Origin of the sequence: Stenotrophomonas sp. NRRL B-14846, from assembly GCF_050473585.1 — a bacterium.
In the GTDB taxonomy this organism is placed as follows: domain Bacteria; phylum Pseudomonadota; class Gammaproteobacteria; order Xanthomonadales; family Xanthomonadaceae; genus Stenotrophomonas.
In genome coordinates, this window is record NZ_JBFLUN010000022.1 from 689,244 (window position 1) to 703,444 (window position 14,201).

A 14,201-nucleotide genomic window follows, 5' to 3' on the forward strand; every position below is an offset into this window, starting at 1 on the left:
CGCAGTGCGCTGCGCGCCGCAACATCGCGCGCAAATTCAGCCCGATCGCGCTACTGTTGCTGGGTGCAAACAATGGAAGAAACGGCGCGTGTTGTCGCAAGTCCCTGCATCGGAGTGTGCACGCTGGATCCGCACCGGCAATGCACCGGCTGCGGGCGGCATATCGATGAGATCGCGCGGTGGTCGTCGATGAGCAACGAGGAACGCAGCCGCATCCTGCATCGCGTGCAGCCCCTGCGCGAACAGCTGCAGCAATCGTTGCGTGGCTCACTGGCCGACCACGAGCGACTGATGCGCGCGCTGCACCCCCTGGCCCAACCGCCGTCCGGCGACGGCTGGAACCGCAGTGAGCTTATCGACCTGCTGCCGCCCGGGCCCCCGGTGGAGGCTGCGGTGCTGGCCGGCATCGTGCCGCGTGCCAACGGCGCACAGGTCATCCTCACCCGTCGCACCGAAACACTGCGCACCCATGGTGGCCAGGTCGGATTCCCCGGCGGCCGCACCGAACCCGATGACCGCGACGCGCTGGCGGCCGCACTGCGCGAGAGCCAGGAAGAAATCGCCTTGGCGCCCGGCCAGGTGCAGGCGCTGGGGTATCTCGATCCCTTCGTCACCATCACCGGCTACCGCGTCACGCCCGTGGTGGCGGTGGTCGATCCGGATTTCGTGCCGGTGCCGCAGCCCAGCGAAGTGGCCGAAGTGTTCGAGGTGCCGCTGGCCTACCTGATGGCCGCCGACAACCTGCACCAGGTCGAAATCAATCATCGCGGCCGCGTCCGCCACGTCCTCGAGTATGGCTGGCCGGGCCAGCGCATCTGGGGCGCGACCGCCGCCATCCTCTACAACCTGCGTCGCCGCCTGGAGCAAGTGCAATGAAGCCGATCGATCCGCCGTGGACCACCCTGGTCGATGTCGCCACCCTTGCCGCTGCGCTGGGCGAAGGCGTGCGCGTGGTCGATGCGCGCGCCACCGCCAGCACCGCGGTGCGCGTGGTTGATGCGCGTGCTTCGCTGGCCGATCCGCAGGCGGCAGGTGCCCAGTATCTGGCAGGGCATGTTCCGGGCGCGGTGCATGCCGATCTCAACCGCGATCTGTCCGATCTGGGCCGCGTCGGCCATGGCCGGCACCCGCTGCCGGACAGCGATGCGTTCGCCGCGAAGCTCGGCACGTGGGGCATCGGTCCCGATACCCAGGTGGTGGTCTACGACGGCAGCGACGGCAGCATGGCCGCCTCGCGCCTGTGGTGGCTGCTGCGCCTGATCGGTCACAGCAAGGTGGCCGTGCTCGACGGCGGCATCGCCGCCTGGCAGGCCGCTGGTCACACGCTGGCAACCGGGCAGGGCGAAGTCACCGCGCTGCCGGCTTACCCGGGCCGTTTCGACACCACCCAGATCGCCAATGCCGATGAAATCACTGCACGCTTGAAGCATGCACCCGGTTGGCTGGTCGATGCACGTGCGGGTGAACGCTTCCGCGGTGAGGTCGAGCCGCTGGATCCGGTCGCCGGCCACGTGCCGGGCGCGGTCAACCGCCCGTTCGCATTGAACGTACTCGACGGCCACCTGCGCGACCCACAGGAGCTGCGCGCCGAACTGCAGGGCGTGATCGGCAATCGCGATCCACAGCAGGTGGTGCTGATGTGTGGGTCCGGCGTGACGGCCTGCCACCTGCTGCTGGCGATGGAAACGGCGGGCCTGTCGGGCGCGCGCATCTACGCCGATTCATGGAGCGGCTGGGTGAGCGACAACAGCCGCCCGGTCGCCACTGGCGCCTGAGCCACGCGGGGTCGGATCCGTTTTCCAACGGAAAACGGATCCGACCCCATCGAGCGTAAATCGGGGTCAGAGCCCGTTGCGTAGCAACGGGATCCGATCCCGTGCCGACCAAGGTCGACACCCACCAACAGCAGCAGGAATCTGTCGAAGGCGGGGCGGGTCCGGTTGCGAGGGTGTCCGCGGCATGGATGCCGCGGCCAAGCCCCCATGGACGGGTTTACGGCGTCCCTCGCAACCGGACCCGCCCCGCCATCCTGCGGAATGCCAGCTCTTGACGTTGATGTTGCTTCTGCGGGTGCAGGGCGCAGCCCTGCCGCTTACCCAACCGGCTGCAACGGCACCTTCGCCAGGATCCGCGCCCACGGGAACAACGGCCCCGGATCGCGCTTGCGCGCCACCGTCAGCGTCGCATCGTCGCTGGCCGGCACCTGTTCCAGGTCCAGCTGGTCGTGCCCGGCAATCCGTCGCAGCGACGGGTAGTGCGTTACCAGCGCCTGCAGCAGGCCTTCCAGCGCCTGCAGCTGTGCCTCGGTGTAGGGCTCGTCCATCGCCTGCTGGCGGCTGTCGAACCAGTGCGGGTAGCGTCCGGTGTTGACCAGCTCGATGCCCAGCGTATGCGCGTTCATGCCGCGCACGTGGTGGGCCACGCGTTCCGGTGCCACGTACTGCACCACGCTGCCATCGCGGTCGATGTAGAAGTGGCCGCTGTTGCCGGCACCGCTGTCGTACAGCACACGCTCGCCGTACTCGCGGGCCATCGCCAGGTCGGGCAGCTCGGTGCAGTGGATCACCACCATCTCCAGCGTGGCCGGGTCGCGCAGGGGCAGACGGTCTTCGTAGGGCAGGGGCTGCAGCTGCAGGCCGGGCAGGAGCGGGTTGGGCATCCGGCGATGCTAGCATTGCGGCATGAACCTGCCTTCCCTTTCCTCGTTGGCCCGCTCGCACGGAGCACGCGCATGAGCCGCGGCCACTGCATCCTGTCGCATGGCTTCGAGAGCGGCCCGGAAGCGACCAAGGTCACCGCGCTGGCGGATGTGGCGCAGCGGCTGGGCTGGACCCACGAGCGCCCGGACTACACCGACCTGGACGCGATGAGCGAGGTCAGCCGCGTAGGTGACGTGCCGACCCGGCTGCGCCGCCTGGTCGAGCGCACCGCCATCGCGGCCCGGCAGGGCCCGGTGGTGCTGGCCGGCTCCAGCCTGGGCGCCTACATCTCTGCCATCGCCTCGCTGCAGGTGCCGGTGGCCGGCCTGTTCCTGATGGTGCCGCCGACCACCATGGGCCCGATGCCGGCGCTGGACGCCGCCGCCGTGCCGACCACCGTGGTCCAGGCCTGGCATGACGACGTGGTCCCGGCCGCCGGAGTGATCGCCTGGGCCCAGGCGCGCTCGGCGCAGCTGCTGCTGGTCGACGATGGCCACCGCCTGGAGCACCACGTGGAGGCCTCCGCGCAGGCCTTCGAGCGCCTGCTGCGCCAGCTGTGAAGCCCGGGCGCACGGCGCGCCCGCCCGCATTGACTACAATGGCAGCCCCGCCGCCCCCGGCGCGGGCCTGCCGGCCGTGACTACGGCCCTCCTTTCCGACTGGCCCGGCCCCTGTGCCGCGCCCGACCACCTGCGAACCGATCCCGTGAAATTCTTCGTCTCCTGCGCCAAGGGCCTGGAATACCTGCTTGCCGATGAACTGTCGGCCCTGGGCCTTGGCAAGGCCACTGCCACCATTGCCGGCGTCAACGCCGAGGGCGAACTGGAGCAGGCGCTGCGGATCGTGATGTGGTCGCGCCTGGCCAGCCGCGTGCTGTGGCCGATCGACGAGTTCGAGTGCCCGGACGAGCAGGCCCTGTACGACGGCGTGCGTGCGCTGCCGTGGCACGAGCACATCAAGCCGGAGATGACCCTGGCGGTGGACGCGCACGTGTCCGGCGACAAGATCACCCACGCCCGCTTCGCTGCGCAGCGGATCAAGGACGCCATCGTCGACCGCATGCGCGACGAGGGCCTGGAACGCCCCTCGGTCAACACCGATCTGCCTGACGTGCGCGTCAACCTGTCGCTGCGCAAGGGCCGTGCGTCGCTGTCGATCGACCTCGGCGGTGGCCCGCTGCATCGCCGTGGCTGGCGGGGCGCCGCCCACGAAGCGCCGCTGAAGGAAAACCTGGCCGCCGCGCTGCTGCTGCGCGCGCAGTGGCCGCGCCTGCACGCCGCTGGTGGTGGTCTGCTGGACCCGATGTGCGGCAGCGGCACGCTGCTGATCGAAGGCGCATTGATGGCCGCCGACGTTGCTCCCGGCCTGATGCGCCATGGCAGCCTGCCGCCGAGCCGCTGGCTGGGCTTCGACAAGGCGGCCTGGAAGACCATCCAGAGCGAGGCGCGTGACCGCGAAGCGGCCGGCCTGGCCGCGCTGAAGCCGGTCATCCACGGCAGCGACATCGATCCGACCGCGATCCAGGCGGCGCGCGAGAATGCCGAGGTGGCGGGCGTCGCCCACGCGATCCGCTTCACCCGCGCCGATGTGGCTGACCTGGCCACGCCGGAGCAGGAGATCGGTGCGGTGGTCTGCAACCCGCCGTATGACGAGCGCCTGGCCGCTGATCCGGCGCTGTACCGCGCGCTGGGCAACGCCTTGCAGAAGGCGGTGCCGCAGTGGCGCGCCAGCCTGCTGTGCGGCAACGACGAACTGGCCTTCGCCACCGGCCTGCGCGCGGGCAAGAAGTACCAGATGTTCAACGGTGCGCTGGAATGCGCGCTGATCGTCTGCGATCCGATCGCCGTGCCGGGCCGTGATCCGGCGCAGCCGCGCGAGCTGAGCGAAGGCGCGCAGATGGTGGCCAACCGCCTGCGCAAGAACCTGAAGAAGTTCAAGAGCTGGCGTGCCCGCGAGGACATCACCTGCTTCCGCGCCTACGACGCCGACCTGCCGGAGTACGCGGCGGCCATCGATGTCTACGAGGAAGACGGTGGCAAGCGGCGTACCTTCCTGCATGTGCAGGAATACGCCGCACCGGCGGCGATTCCGGAGAACGACGTGCGCCGCCGCCGCAACGAGCTGCTGGCCGCTGCGCGCGAAGTGTTCGGCGTGCCGCCGGAGCAGGTCTCGATGAAGTCGCGCGAGCGCGGCAAGGGTGGCAGCAAGTACGGCCGCTTCGAGCAGCGTGACGAATTCATCGTGGTGCGCGAGAACCACGCACTGCTGCAGGTGAACCTGTTCGATTACCTGGACACCGGCCTGTTCCTCGACCACCGCCCGCTGCGGCGGATGATGGCCGAGCAGGTGCGTGGCAAGCGCTTCCTCAACCTGTTCTGCTACACCGGCGTGGCCAGTGTGCAGGCGGCAGTTGCCGGTGCGGCCAGCACCACCAGCGTCGACCTGTCGGCGACCTACCTGCAGTGGTGCTACGACAACCTGGCGTTGAACGGGCAGGGCGGCAACCAGCACCTGCTGGTGCAGGCCGATGCGATGGCGTGGCTGGAAGGCGACCGTGGCCAGTACGACGTGATCTTCTGCGATCCGCCGACGTTCTCCAACTCCGCGCGCGCCGACGACTTCGACGTGCAGCGCGAACAGCTGAAGCTGCTGCGCGCGGCGGTGGCGCGACTGGCGCCGGGCGGCGTGTTGTACTTCTCCAACAACTTCCGCCGCTTCAAGCTGGAAGAGAACGCCATCGCCGAATTCGCCCAGTGCCGCGAGATCACCGCGCGCACCATCGGTCCGGATTTCGAACGCAACGCGCGCATCCACCGCGCGTGGGAATTGAAGCGGTTGGGGTAAGCCGACGCCCGGGGTCAGAGCCCTTGCGCTGCGCGCAAGGGATCCGACCCCGGTGGCTCTGCTACAGCAACGCCACCAGCAGCCCCATCACCGGCAGCGTGATCGCCAGCGCGGCGATCCACTTCGGCCGGTACGGGTACAGCCCGAACGACAGCGCTACGCCGCCCAGTGTCATCGTGCCCAGCCACAGCACCGGGCCCATCGCCCAGCCATGGTCGACCACGCACAGCGCGAACGCCACCGTCAGCAGGGCCCAGCCCAGCATCCGCCACTGCGTGCGCCGTGCCGGCGAGGCTGCAGCCTTGCCGTGCAGGTCGTGCTGGTGCTTTTCCATCGCCAGCGACAACGCGGTGAACGCAGAGAACGAAAGGGTCAACGCCAGCAGCATCATGCGCTGGCCTCCGCTTCTGCGGTTTCCGCAGTGTCCACCGCGGCCTTGGGTGCCGCCGCAGCGGCACGCTTCTTCTTCTCGGCTGCAGACAGCGGTGGCGTCCAGCGCTGCATGCGCCAGCCGCACAGCGCCAGCATTGCACCGAACGCGATCATCGACAGATCGACGCCGGCCAGTACCCAGTCACCGTTGCGCAGGGTCACGCCAAGGTGGGCGTGCGTGGTCAGCGCGTTGACCACCGGCACCAGCGCGAACGCGGCCGCCCCCAGATACAGCTGCCAGGCCCACATCATCCGCTTCGGCCAGATGAAGGCGGCCAGCAGTGCACCGCCCCACGCGTAGAAGAACACATTGGCCTCGGCGCTGGAGCGTTCGGCGATGTCCAGCGGCAGCAGGCGGTTGCCCCAGAAGTAGGCGGCGAAGGCGATCGGCAGGCCGGCCACGGTGCCGATGTTCAATGCATCGACCAGGCGCAGGCCGAAGCCGGTACGGCCGCTCTTGGCGTGCTTGGGCCGTTCCTTCACCGCCCACAGCACCACGCCGCTGGCCACCATCAGGCAGCCGACCAGGCCGGACAGGAAGAACAGTGCGCGCAGGCCCCAGTCGGCGAAGCGCGCCAGGTGCAGGCCATACAGCACGCCGCGGGTGGCGGTGGCGCCGCCGGAAGGGGGCGTTTCCTCCAGCAACGTGCCGTTGACCATGTCGTAGCGCAGCGCCGGGGTGTCGGTGGACAGGCGCTTGCCGTCGCGCTGGCGGATGTCGATCACGGCATTGGCCGCGCCCGGGTTGGACACGGTGAAGCCGGCTACTTCCACGCCGTGCCAATGCGCGCGTGCGCTGTCCAGCAGCTGCGCGATCGGCAGCGGCGTGGCGCGGCCTTCGGCCGGCGCGGTCACCTCCGGCATGCCGCCGAAGGCTTCGCTGAAGAACTTGTCCTCGTCCTGCGGGTAGGCCACTTTCACCCCCCACGGCAGGTACATGATCATCAGGGTGACGATGCCGGTGTAGGTGATCATCGCGTGGTACGGCAGCGCCATCACCGCACTGACGTTGTGGAAATCGAGCCAGGAACGCAGGCCCTTGTCCTTGCGGAAGGTGAAGAAGTCCTTGAAGATTTTCTTGTGGGTGATGACGCCGGTGATGATCGCCACCAGCATGAACATCGCGCAGAAGCCGACCAGGTAGCGCGCCCACAGCACCGGGATGTAGTGCAGGTCGAAATGCAGGCGGTAGAAGAAGTCGCCGCCGCGGGTTTCGCGCGCTTTCAGTGCCTGGCCGGTGTTCGGGTCCAGCGTGGCATCACCAAAACCACCACGGCGGCCACGACTGGGATCGGCCAGCTCCGGTGGCAGCCGCCAGAACATCTGCATGGCCGGGTTGCGCGGCTGCGGCAGGGTGACGAACCAGTTCTCGGCCTGCGTGGCGTTGGCCTGCAGGTAGTCCACCGCGCGCTGCGCGGCGACATCGATGCTGACCTTGCTGGACGGCAGTTCCGGTCGCATCCAGCGGCTGATTTCTTCGCGGTAGTAGCTGGCTGTGCCGGCCATGAAGATCAGCAGCAGCAACCAGCCGACCAGCAGGCCGGTCCAGGTGTGCAGCCAGGCCATCGACTGGCGGAATCCGTTCTTCATGCCCAGGCCCCCATCAGGCGCGCAATGGCTGCCATCACCAGGGTGGGGGCGAGGATGCCGACCCAGGCGCGCAGCGCGCTGCGGGTCGCGAACGCCCACAACGCCGCGCAGGCGGCCACCAGGATGGCCAGCAGCATGCCGGTCAGCACGGTCTGGCCACGTGCGCCGGGCAGCGCCACCGCGCAGAACACGCTGGTCACCGAGGCCAGCGCGTAGCCGCCGAAGATCGCGGCCAGCGAGCGTGACAGCACGCCCCAGCGCGGATTGGAGAAGAAGGTGCGGGGGCTGGCGGTTGCGGGCGAGCGGTCCACGGCGTTCCTGCAGGTTTCAGTGAAAAGGAACCGGTGCACCGCAGTGCACCGGGGTTGGCCATCCCTGGCCGGGCAGCGGTCGCAGAACCGGCGCCATCCATCCAGGGTCAGAGCTTCCAGCGCAGCGTCATCGTCACGTTGCGCGGTTCGCCCCAATACACGCCGTTGTAGAAACCGACGTTGTTGAAGTACTTCTTGTCGAGCAGGTTGTTGATGTTCAGCTGCGCGCTGAAGTTCTCGTTGAAGCGGTAGCCGCCGGCGAGATTCACCAGGTAGAACGCGTCCTGGGTGATCTGCGCGCGCTCGGTGCGCCCGCTGGTGAGATAGTCGGCGGCCGGCTTCGTGCTGTTGTTCCAGAGGCGGCTCTGCCAGGTCACGCCGCCGCCCAGCCAGAAGCGGCCATCGATGCCGCCCGGGCGCCAGCTGGTGTTGAGGCGGAAGGTGTCCTGCGGGGTGGTGGTCCGCTGCAGCACGCCTGCGTTGTTGCGGATGACGGTGTGGGCGAAGCCCGCCGATACATTCCATTGCTCGCCGATGCTGCCCTGGGTCTCGATTTCCCAGCCCTTCACCTTGTTGCCCTTGCCGGTGGATCGATAGGCCTGGCCACCGTCGGGCAGCGAGTTCAGCGGCACCGAATCGTCGATCTCGGCCACGTTGTCCTGCTTGCCTTCGAACACGGCTGCCGAAGCATTCAGCAGGCCGCCGAAGAACTCGGCCTTGACGCCGGCTTCGTACATGTCACCGACCACCGGTTCCAGGTAGTTGCCGTTGCGGTCACGGTAGTTCTGCGGCTTGAAGATGTCGGTGTAGCTGACGTAGGCGCTGAAGGTCGAGTTGAAGTCATAGACCAGGCCCGCGTACGGGGTGAGCGTATCGTCGGGCTTGTAGCCGGTGCGCGTGGTGCGGTTGCGGTTGCCGGCGTCGTCATAGCCATAGGCCCAGCTGCGGGTTTCCCAGCTGCCATAACGCGCGCCGACCACGGCCAGCAGCGGATCGGCCAGGCGCAGGCGCGCGGCGATGTAGGCGGCGCGCTGGCGCAGCTCGTTTTCCGAGGCCAGGCGGCCGAGGCGGGTGACCGGCAGTACCGGCACGTTGCCGGTCCAGTTCCGCCAGTCAGGCACCAAGGCATAGGTCGTGCCGTAGTTGAAGTCCATGTCTTCGGACTCGCCCTTGCGCACCGACTGGCCCAGGCCGAACACGAGTTCGTGCTCGCGCCCGAACAGCTTGAACGGCCCGCCCACGTTGACGTCGAACACATCCATCGTGCTGTGTTCATTGAAGTGGGAAATGTAGGCGGTCACGCCGGTGCCGTCGGTGCGCGGATAGCCCGCCGCGCCGTACCAGACGCTCCCGTCGGTATCGCGTACCGCATGGCTGACGTTGCCCTTCACCGACCAGCCGTTGCCCAGTTGCTGTTCCAGGCGCGCGAAGGTGGTCTTCTCCACGATCGGCCAGGCGCTCCAGGAGGCCGACAGGTTGGTCGAGCGCGGCAGGTTGGCCGGCGTACCGTTGGCGCCCCAGTACGGCACCACGCCCCAGGTCACGCCGGTGGTATGCGGCGACTGGTACTCGTAGCCCACCTCGAACAGCGTGCTGTCGCTCAGGTCGGCCTGGATGATGCCGTAGAACACGTCCTTGTCCAGCGCATAGACATCACGGAACGAGTCGCTCTGCTGCTTGGCGGCGACCACACGGGCCCGGATGCGCCCGTCCCAGGCGACGGGGCCGCCGAGGTCGACTTCCAGGCGTCGGTTGCCCCAGCGGCCGAGGGTCAGGTTGGCACCCATCTGGAAGGTATCGGTCGGGCGCTTGCGGATCATGCTGATGGTGCCGGACGGATCGCCCGCGCCGGTGGTCAGGCCGGTGGCGCCGCGGATCACTTCGATGCGCTCGTAGATCACGTTGTCGGTGTTGGTCTTGACCGAGCCACCGAAGGTGTTGAGCATGCCGTCGATCTGGAAATTGTCGATGGTGTAGCCGCGCGAGACGTAGTTGATGCGCTCGCTGTCGGTGACCGACACGCTGACCCCGGTGACCTGGCCCATCACGTCCGACAACGAGAACAGGCCCATGTCATCCAGGCGCTGGCGGGTCACGACGGTTACCGACTGCGGCGTCTGGCGCAGCGACAGATCGAGCTTGGTCGCACTGCGCGCACCCTTCACCGTATAACTGTTGGGAATCTCGCCATCGGCAGTCACCTTCACGGTGTCCAGAGTGCGCGCGGAAGATTCGGCAGTGCCGTCGGCATGGGCCAGCGGAGCGATCATCAGTGCGGTCACGGCCAGGGCCAGCAGAGTAGGACGAGGGGGATTGAGCGGCATTGCCATCGGTGCGATTCCATGCAGGACGAAACAGGCGATGGAATGCGCAGGCACGGCAGCCATGCGCTCCGCGCACGTCGCCCAGCGAGTCCCATCGACGATGCGCCGCCCGCGCAGTGCGGGCGACCCGGTAGTCGGGGGATGTACACGGGCGAAGGGGCGGGTGGGTACGTGCTTCCGTGCCCCGCTTGGCTAAGCGTACAACCGATTAGCAAATGATAGGCATTCGCATTTCGTTAATCAAGCGTGACGGCTTGCCGCGTTCGAGCGGTCGTGAATCAGACGGCCGGCCGCGCGTCTAGAACCGGAACACCACGGTTGCCGCATGCAGCAGCAGGCCGATCAGCCCGCCGACCAGCGTGCCGTTGAAGCGGATGAACTGCAGGTCGCGGCCCACGCTCAGCTCCAGTTGCTCGACCAGATGCCGCTCGTCCCAGCTCTTCACGGTCTGCGCGATATGCGTGGTCACGCCTTCGCGCAGGCGGCCGGTCAGGCGTTGTGCGCCTTCCAGCAGGTGCTGGTTGAGGGCATCGCGCAGGGCCGGGTCGGCCTGCAGGCTGCTGCCCAGCGAGGCGAGGCTGCGCTGCAGGTGGCCGACCAGCGCCGAGTCCTCGCGCTGCAGGTCTGCGCGCAGGCTGGAATGGATGCGCGCCCACAGCCCCTGCACGTACTCCTGCAGGGCGGGGTGGTCGATCATTTCCTGCTTGAGTTGCTCGATGCGCTCGGCCAGGGCCGGGTCCTCGCGCAGGCGCTGCACGTAGTTCTGCAGCCAGGTCTCATAGTCCTGGCGCAGCGGATGCTGCGGCTCGGCCAGTACCTGCTGCAGTTCTTCCAGCACCGCCCGCGCCAGGCGCTCGGCCAGGCTGTCGCCGATCTCATCGATCGGCTTCACCCAGTTCACCGTGCTCGACAGCGTCGGCCATTCGCGCTGGATGTAACGCACGATCAGCTGCGAGGCGCGTTCCTTCACCTCCGGCTGTTCCAGCCAGCGGCCGAGCCGCTGCAGGCCCTCGTCCAGCACGCGCTGGTGGCGTCCATCGGCGGTCAGCAGGGCCAGCAGCTCACCGGCGGTGGCGGCGGCATTCCACTGCCGCAGCTGCTGCACCACGAAGGCATGCAGCTGCCGGCGCACCGCCGTTTCGTCGAAGAAGTCCAGCGCCTGCAGGGCCCAGCCACGGGCCATGTCGGCCAGCATCCGCGAGCGCGCCGGGTCGGCCAGCCAGCTGCCGAGGCGGCTGGCCGGATCGAACACCTGCAGCTTGGCCAGCAGCACCTGCGGTTCCAGGAACTGGTCGCGCACGAACAGGGCCAGGCTGTCGCCGATGCGCTCCTTGCTGCGCGGGATGATGGCGGTGTGCGGAATCGGCAGGCCCATCGGGCGCCGGAACAGGGCAACGACGGCGAACCAGTCGGCCAGTGCGCCCACGGCTGCGGCCTCGCAGAACGCCGAGACCCAGGCCCAGATACCGCGCTCGCCCTGCCAGTGGCTGACCGCGAAACCGGCCAGCATCAACAGCAGCAGGCCCAGCGCGAGGGCTTTCAGGCGCCGCAGCTGAGCGCGGCGCGGATCGTTGGCAGGCGTCATGCCGGAAGTCTAACCGGCACGGCATGAGCATCTGGTAGTGCCGGCCGCTGGCCGGCATCCGCAACGCACCCGGAACGTTCATGGGGCTGCCGGCCAGCGGCCGGCACTACCCGCGGGTTCAGAGCGCTTCGAGTTGCTTGCGCAACGCAGCCAGCTGCGCGCGCAGGGTATCGTTCTCGCGGGTCAGCGCGACCACGCGGCGGCGCAGTGCCGGTGCATCCTCGCCCAGCTGCTCCAGTGCCGACAGTACTTCGGCGTCGCGGCTGGCGATCTCGTCTTCGTCCGCTTCCTCGAAGTCCATCTCGGCTGCTTCCGGCTTCGGTGCGCGCGGCTTGCGCTTGGACTCGCGCACGCGCTTGGCGGCCTGCTTCAGCTCGTCCTTGCCACCGGCGGCGGCGGCGCGCTGCTCGTCTTCCGGCAGGTCGGCCACGGCCGCGGCGGCGCTGATCGAGATCACGCCGGCCTTCACCGCTTCCACCACCTCGGCCGCGGCCTGGGCATGGATGCGTTCGATCATGCCAACCTGGCTGGTGCTCAGCTTGGCCTCGCGGGCCAGCTCGGCGCGGCTGATCTTCGGTGCCGGTTCCCACGGCGGGCTGTCCTCACCCGCGTCCTCGACGGCTTCGGCGGTGCCGTCGCTCTCGCGCTGCAGCTGCGCCTGCTCGACCTGCTTGCGGGCGGCCAGGATGTCGCGCTTGCGCAGCGCCAGCACGCCGCGCTGGAAGTCGGACACGCTGCGGCGGCCCAGGTGCTGTTCGATCATCCACAGGTGCACGTCCTCCATGCTCTGGAAGCGGGTGTTCTGCACGGTGTTGAAGGGCAGGCCATGCTTCTGGCAGATGCCGAAGCGGTTGTGGCCGTCGACCAGCACCTCGCCCCACAGCACCAGCGCATCGCGGCAGCCTTCGGCCAGGATGCTGCGCTCCAGCGCGTCATGTTCGTCCGCGGTCAGCGGGTCGATGTAGGCCTTGAGTTCTTCTTTGACGACGATATCCATGGGCACGGCAGCGAGCAGGAGCGGAACCGCCCATTGTACCCGCTCGCCACCCCCGGCCCGGGCTCAGGCGGTGGCCCGGATCATCTCGCCCAGGGTGCCGGTGATCTGGTCGATCTGCGCCTTGTCCACGATCAGTGGCGGCGACAACGCAATGATGTCGCCGGTACAGCGCACCAGCAGCCGGCCGTCCTGGAAGCAGCGCCGGAACACCTCATAGCCACGGCTGCCGGGGGTATCGCGGCGCGGCGCCAGCTCGACCGCGCCGACCAGCCCGAAGTTGCGGATGTCGATCACGTTGGGCAGGCCCTGCAGCGCATGCAGCCGTTCCTGCCAGTACTCACCCAGTTCGATGGCACGTTCGAACAGGCGCTCCTCGGCATAGACCTCCAGCGTGGCCAGCGCCGCTGCGCAGGCCAGCGGGTGCCCCGAATAGGTATAGCCATGGAACAGCTCGATGGCCTGTGGCGGTGCCTGCATCAGGGTTGCATGCACGGCGTCGCTGGCCAGCACGCCACCCAGCGGTACCGCGCCGTTGCTGACCGCCTTGGCGAAGGTCAGCAGGTCCGGAGTGACCCCGAAGCGCTGCGCGGCGAAGGGCATGCCGACCCGGCCGAAGCCGGTGATGACCTCGTCGAACACCAGCAGGATGCCGTGGTGGTCGCAGAGTTCGCGCAGGCGCTGCAGGTAGCCCGGCGCGGGCAGGATCACCCCGGCCGACCCGGCGATGGGTTCAACGAACACGGCGGCAATCGTCGAGGCATCGTGCAGCGCGATCAGCCGTTCCAGGTCGTCGGCCAGCTCCGCGCCCTGGCGTGGCAGGCCCCTGCTGAACGCATTGCGCTGCAGGTCCAGGGTATGCCGCAGGTAGTCGACGCCGCCCAGTTGCAGGCCGAACGCTTTGCGGTTGTTGGGCAGTCCGCCCAGCGCCATGCCGCCGAAACCGACCCCGTGGTAGGCCTTCTCGCGGCTGATGAAGCGGGTGCGCTGGCCCTCGCCACGCTGGCGGTGATAGGCCAGCGCGATCTTCATCGCGGTATCCACCGCCTCGGACCCGGAGCTGGTGAAGAACACATGGTTGAGCGGGGCAGGCGCCAGCGCGGCCAGCCGCTGCGCCAGCGCGAAGGCCGGCGGCGAGCCCATCTGGAAGGCCGGCGAGTAGTCGAGGGTGCGTGCCTGCTCGACGATGGCCTCGACGATGCGCGGTCGCGCGTGGCCGGCGTTGCAGCACCACAGGCCGGCGGTACCGTCGAGGATCTGGCGACCGTCGACGTCCTCGTAGTGCATGCCTTCAGCGCGTACCAGCATGCGCGGGGCGGCCTTGTACTGGCGGTTGGCGGTGAACGGCATCCAGTACGCGTCCAGTGACTCAGGGCGCTGGGTGGCCAGGTCGTGCAGGTCGCTTTCGGGACGCTTCATGCC

General features: G+C 68.4%; 12 protein-coding genes. 4 read left to right on the forward strand and 8 right to left on the reverse strand.

Annotated features, from left to right (window positions below):
• Positions 1 to 72: 72 nt before the first annotated feature.
• Both AB1281_RS05270 and AB1281_RS05275 read left to right on the forward strand, forming a co-directional pair.
• Positions 73 to 876 carry a CoA pyrophosphatase gene (locus tag AB1281_RS05270; protein ID WP_049446173.1) on the forward strand — a complete coding sequence of 268 codons (804 nt, stop codon included), beginning with the start codon at positions 73 to 75 and terminating at the stop codon, positions 874 to 876.
• Positions 873 to 1,775 carry a sulfurtransferase gene (locus tag AB1281_RS05275; RefSeq protein ID WP_430345235.1) on the forward strand — a complete coding sequence of 301 codons (903 nt, stop codon included), beginning with the start codon at positions 873 to 875 and terminating at the stop codon, positions 1,773 to 1,775. The genes AB1281_RS05270 and AB1281_RS05275 overlap by 4 nt, the downstream gene beginning before the upstream one ends.
• A gap of 317 nt (positions 1,776 to 2,092) precedes the next feature.
• Here AB1281_RS05275 and AB1281_RS05280 read toward each other — a convergent pair whose 3' ends face one another.
• Positions 2,093 to 2,659, reverse strand: coding sequence for an N-acetylmuramoyl-L-alanine amidase (locus tag AB1281_RS05280; RefSeq protein WP_430345236.1), 567 nt, complete (start codon positions 2,657 to 2,659; stop codon positions 2,093 to 2,095).
• 72 nt (positions 2,660 to 2,731) lie between these two features.
• Here AB1281_RS05280 and AB1281_RS05285 point away from each other — a divergent pair, with 72 nt between their 5' ends.
• The gene (locus AB1281_RS05285) at positions 2,732 to 3,259 is read left to right on the forward strand and encodes an alpha/beta hydrolase (protein ID WP_014036558.1); all 528 of its coding nucleotides are present in this window, start codon (positions 2,732 to 2,734) and stop codon (positions 3,257 to 3,259) included.
• Positions 3,260 to 3,404: 145 nt separating this feature from the next.
• The gene (rlmKL, locus tag AB1281_RS05290; RefSeq protein WP_075674889.1) at positions 3,405 to 5,543 is read left to right on the forward strand and encodes a bifunctional 23S rRNA (guanine(2069)-N(7))-methyltransferase RlmK/23S rRNA (guanine(2445)-N(2))-methyltransferase RlmL; all 2,139 of its coding nucleotides are present in this window, start codon (positions 3,405 to 3,407) and stop codon (positions 5,541 to 5,543) included.
• A 61-nt stretch (positions 5,544 to 5,604) separates the two neighbouring features.
• Here rlmKL and AB1281_RS05295 read toward each other — a convergent pair whose 3' ends face one another.
• The 7 genes from AB1281_RS05295 to AB1281_RS05325 all read right to left on the reverse strand — a co-directional run bounded on the left by AB1281_RS05295 (position 5,605) and on the right by AB1281_RS05325 (position 14,198).
• Positions 5,605 to 5,934 (reverse strand): DUF3325 domain-containing protein, encoded by a 330-nt coding sequence (locus AB1281_RS05295; protein WP_075674888.1) that lies wholly within the window; start codon positions 5,932 to 5,934, stop codon positions 5,605 to 5,607.
• Complete coding sequence (locus tag AB1281_RS05300) at positions 5,931 to 7,565, reverse strand: PepSY-associated TM helix domain-containing protein (protein WP_430345237.1); 1,635 nt, start codon at positions 7,563 to 7,565, stop codon at positions 5,931 to 5,933. Before AB1281_RS05300 ends, AB1281_RS05295 begins: the two co-directional genes overlap by 4 nt.
• Positions 7,562 to 7,876 (reverse strand): DUF3649 domain-containing protein, encoded by a 315-nt coding sequence (locus tag AB1281_RS05305; protein WP_430345238.1) that lies wholly within the window; start codon positions 7,874 to 7,876, stop codon positions 7,562 to 7,564. Before AB1281_RS05305 ends, AB1281_RS05300 begins: the two co-directional genes overlap by 4 nt.
• A gap of 107 nt (positions 7,877 to 7,983) precedes the next feature.
• Positions 7,984 to 10,206, reverse strand: coding sequence for a TonB-dependent siderophore receptor (locus AB1281_RS05310; RefSeq protein WP_430345239.1), 2,223 nt, complete (start codon positions 10,204 to 10,206; stop codon positions 7,984 to 7,986).
• A 292-nt stretch (positions 10,207 to 10,498) separates the two neighbouring features.
• Positions 10,499 to 11,785 (reverse strand): DUF445 domain-containing protein, encoded by a 1,287-nt coding sequence (locus AB1281_RS05315; RefSeq protein WP_430345240.1) that lies wholly within the window; start codon positions 11,783 to 11,785, stop codon positions 10,499 to 10,501.
• Positions 11,786 to 11,903: 118 nt separating this feature from the next.
• The gene (locus AB1281_RS05320) at positions 11,904 to 12,782 is read right to left on the reverse strand and encodes a plasmid replication/partition related protein (protein ID WP_430345241.1); all 879 of its coding nucleotides are present in this window, start codon (positions 12,780 to 12,782) and stop codon (positions 11,904 to 11,906) included.
• Between the two features lie 63 nt (positions 12,783 to 12,845).
• The gene (locus AB1281_RS05325; RefSeq protein WP_049446150.1) at positions 12,846 to 14,198 is read right to left on the reverse strand and encodes an aspartate aminotransferase family protein; all 1,353 of its coding nucleotides are present in this window, start codon (positions 14,196 to 14,198) and stop codon (positions 12,846 to 12,848) included.
• Positions 14,199 to 14,201 lie beyond the last annotated feature (3 nt).

Excerpts from the sequence above, each read along its gene's own strand:
- AB1281_RS05285 (WP_014036558.1), top strand. The coding sequence starts at position 2,732 with ATGAGCCGCGGCCACTGCATCCTGTCGCATGGCTTCGAGAGCGGCCCG.
- AB1281_RS05270 (WP_049446173.1), top strand. The coding sequence starts at position 73 with ATGGAAGAAACGGCGCGTGTTGTCGCAAGTCCCTGCATCGGAGTGTGC.
- AB1281_RS05315 (WP_430345240.1), bottom strand. The coding sequence starts at position 11,785 with ATGACGCCTGCCAACGATCCGCGCCGCGCTCAGCTGCGGCGCCTGAAA.
- AB1281_RS05320 (WP_430345241.1), bottom strand. The coding sequence starts at position 12,782 with ATGGATATCGTCGTCAAAGAAGAACTCAAGGCCTACATCGACCCGCTG.
- AB1281_RS05310 (WP_430345239.1), bottom strand. The coding sequence starts at position 10,206 with ATGGCAATGCCGCTCAATCCCCCTCGTCCTACTCTGCTGGCCCTGGCC.
- AB1281_RS05325 (WP_049446150.1), bottom strand. The coding sequence starts at position 14,198 with ATGAAGCGTCCCGAAAGCGACCTGCACGACCTGGCCACCCAGCGCCCT.
- AB1281_RS05275 (WP_430345235.1), top strand. The coding sequence starts at position 873 with ATGAAGCCGATCGATCCGCCGTGGACCACCCTGGTCGATGTCGCCACC.
- AB1281_RS05280 (WP_430345236.1), bottom strand. The coding sequence starts at position 2,659 with ATGCCCAACCCGCTCCTGCCCGGCCTGCAGCTGCAGCCCCTGCCCTAC.
- AB1281_RS05300 (WP_430345237.1), bottom strand. The coding sequence starts at position 7,565 with ATGAAGAACGGATTCCGCCAGTCGATGGCCTGGCTGCACACCTGGACC.
- AB1281_RS05295 (WP_075674888.1), bottom strand. The coding sequence starts at position 5,934 with ATGATGCTGCTGGCGTTGACCCTTTCGTTCTCTGCGTTCACCGCGTTG.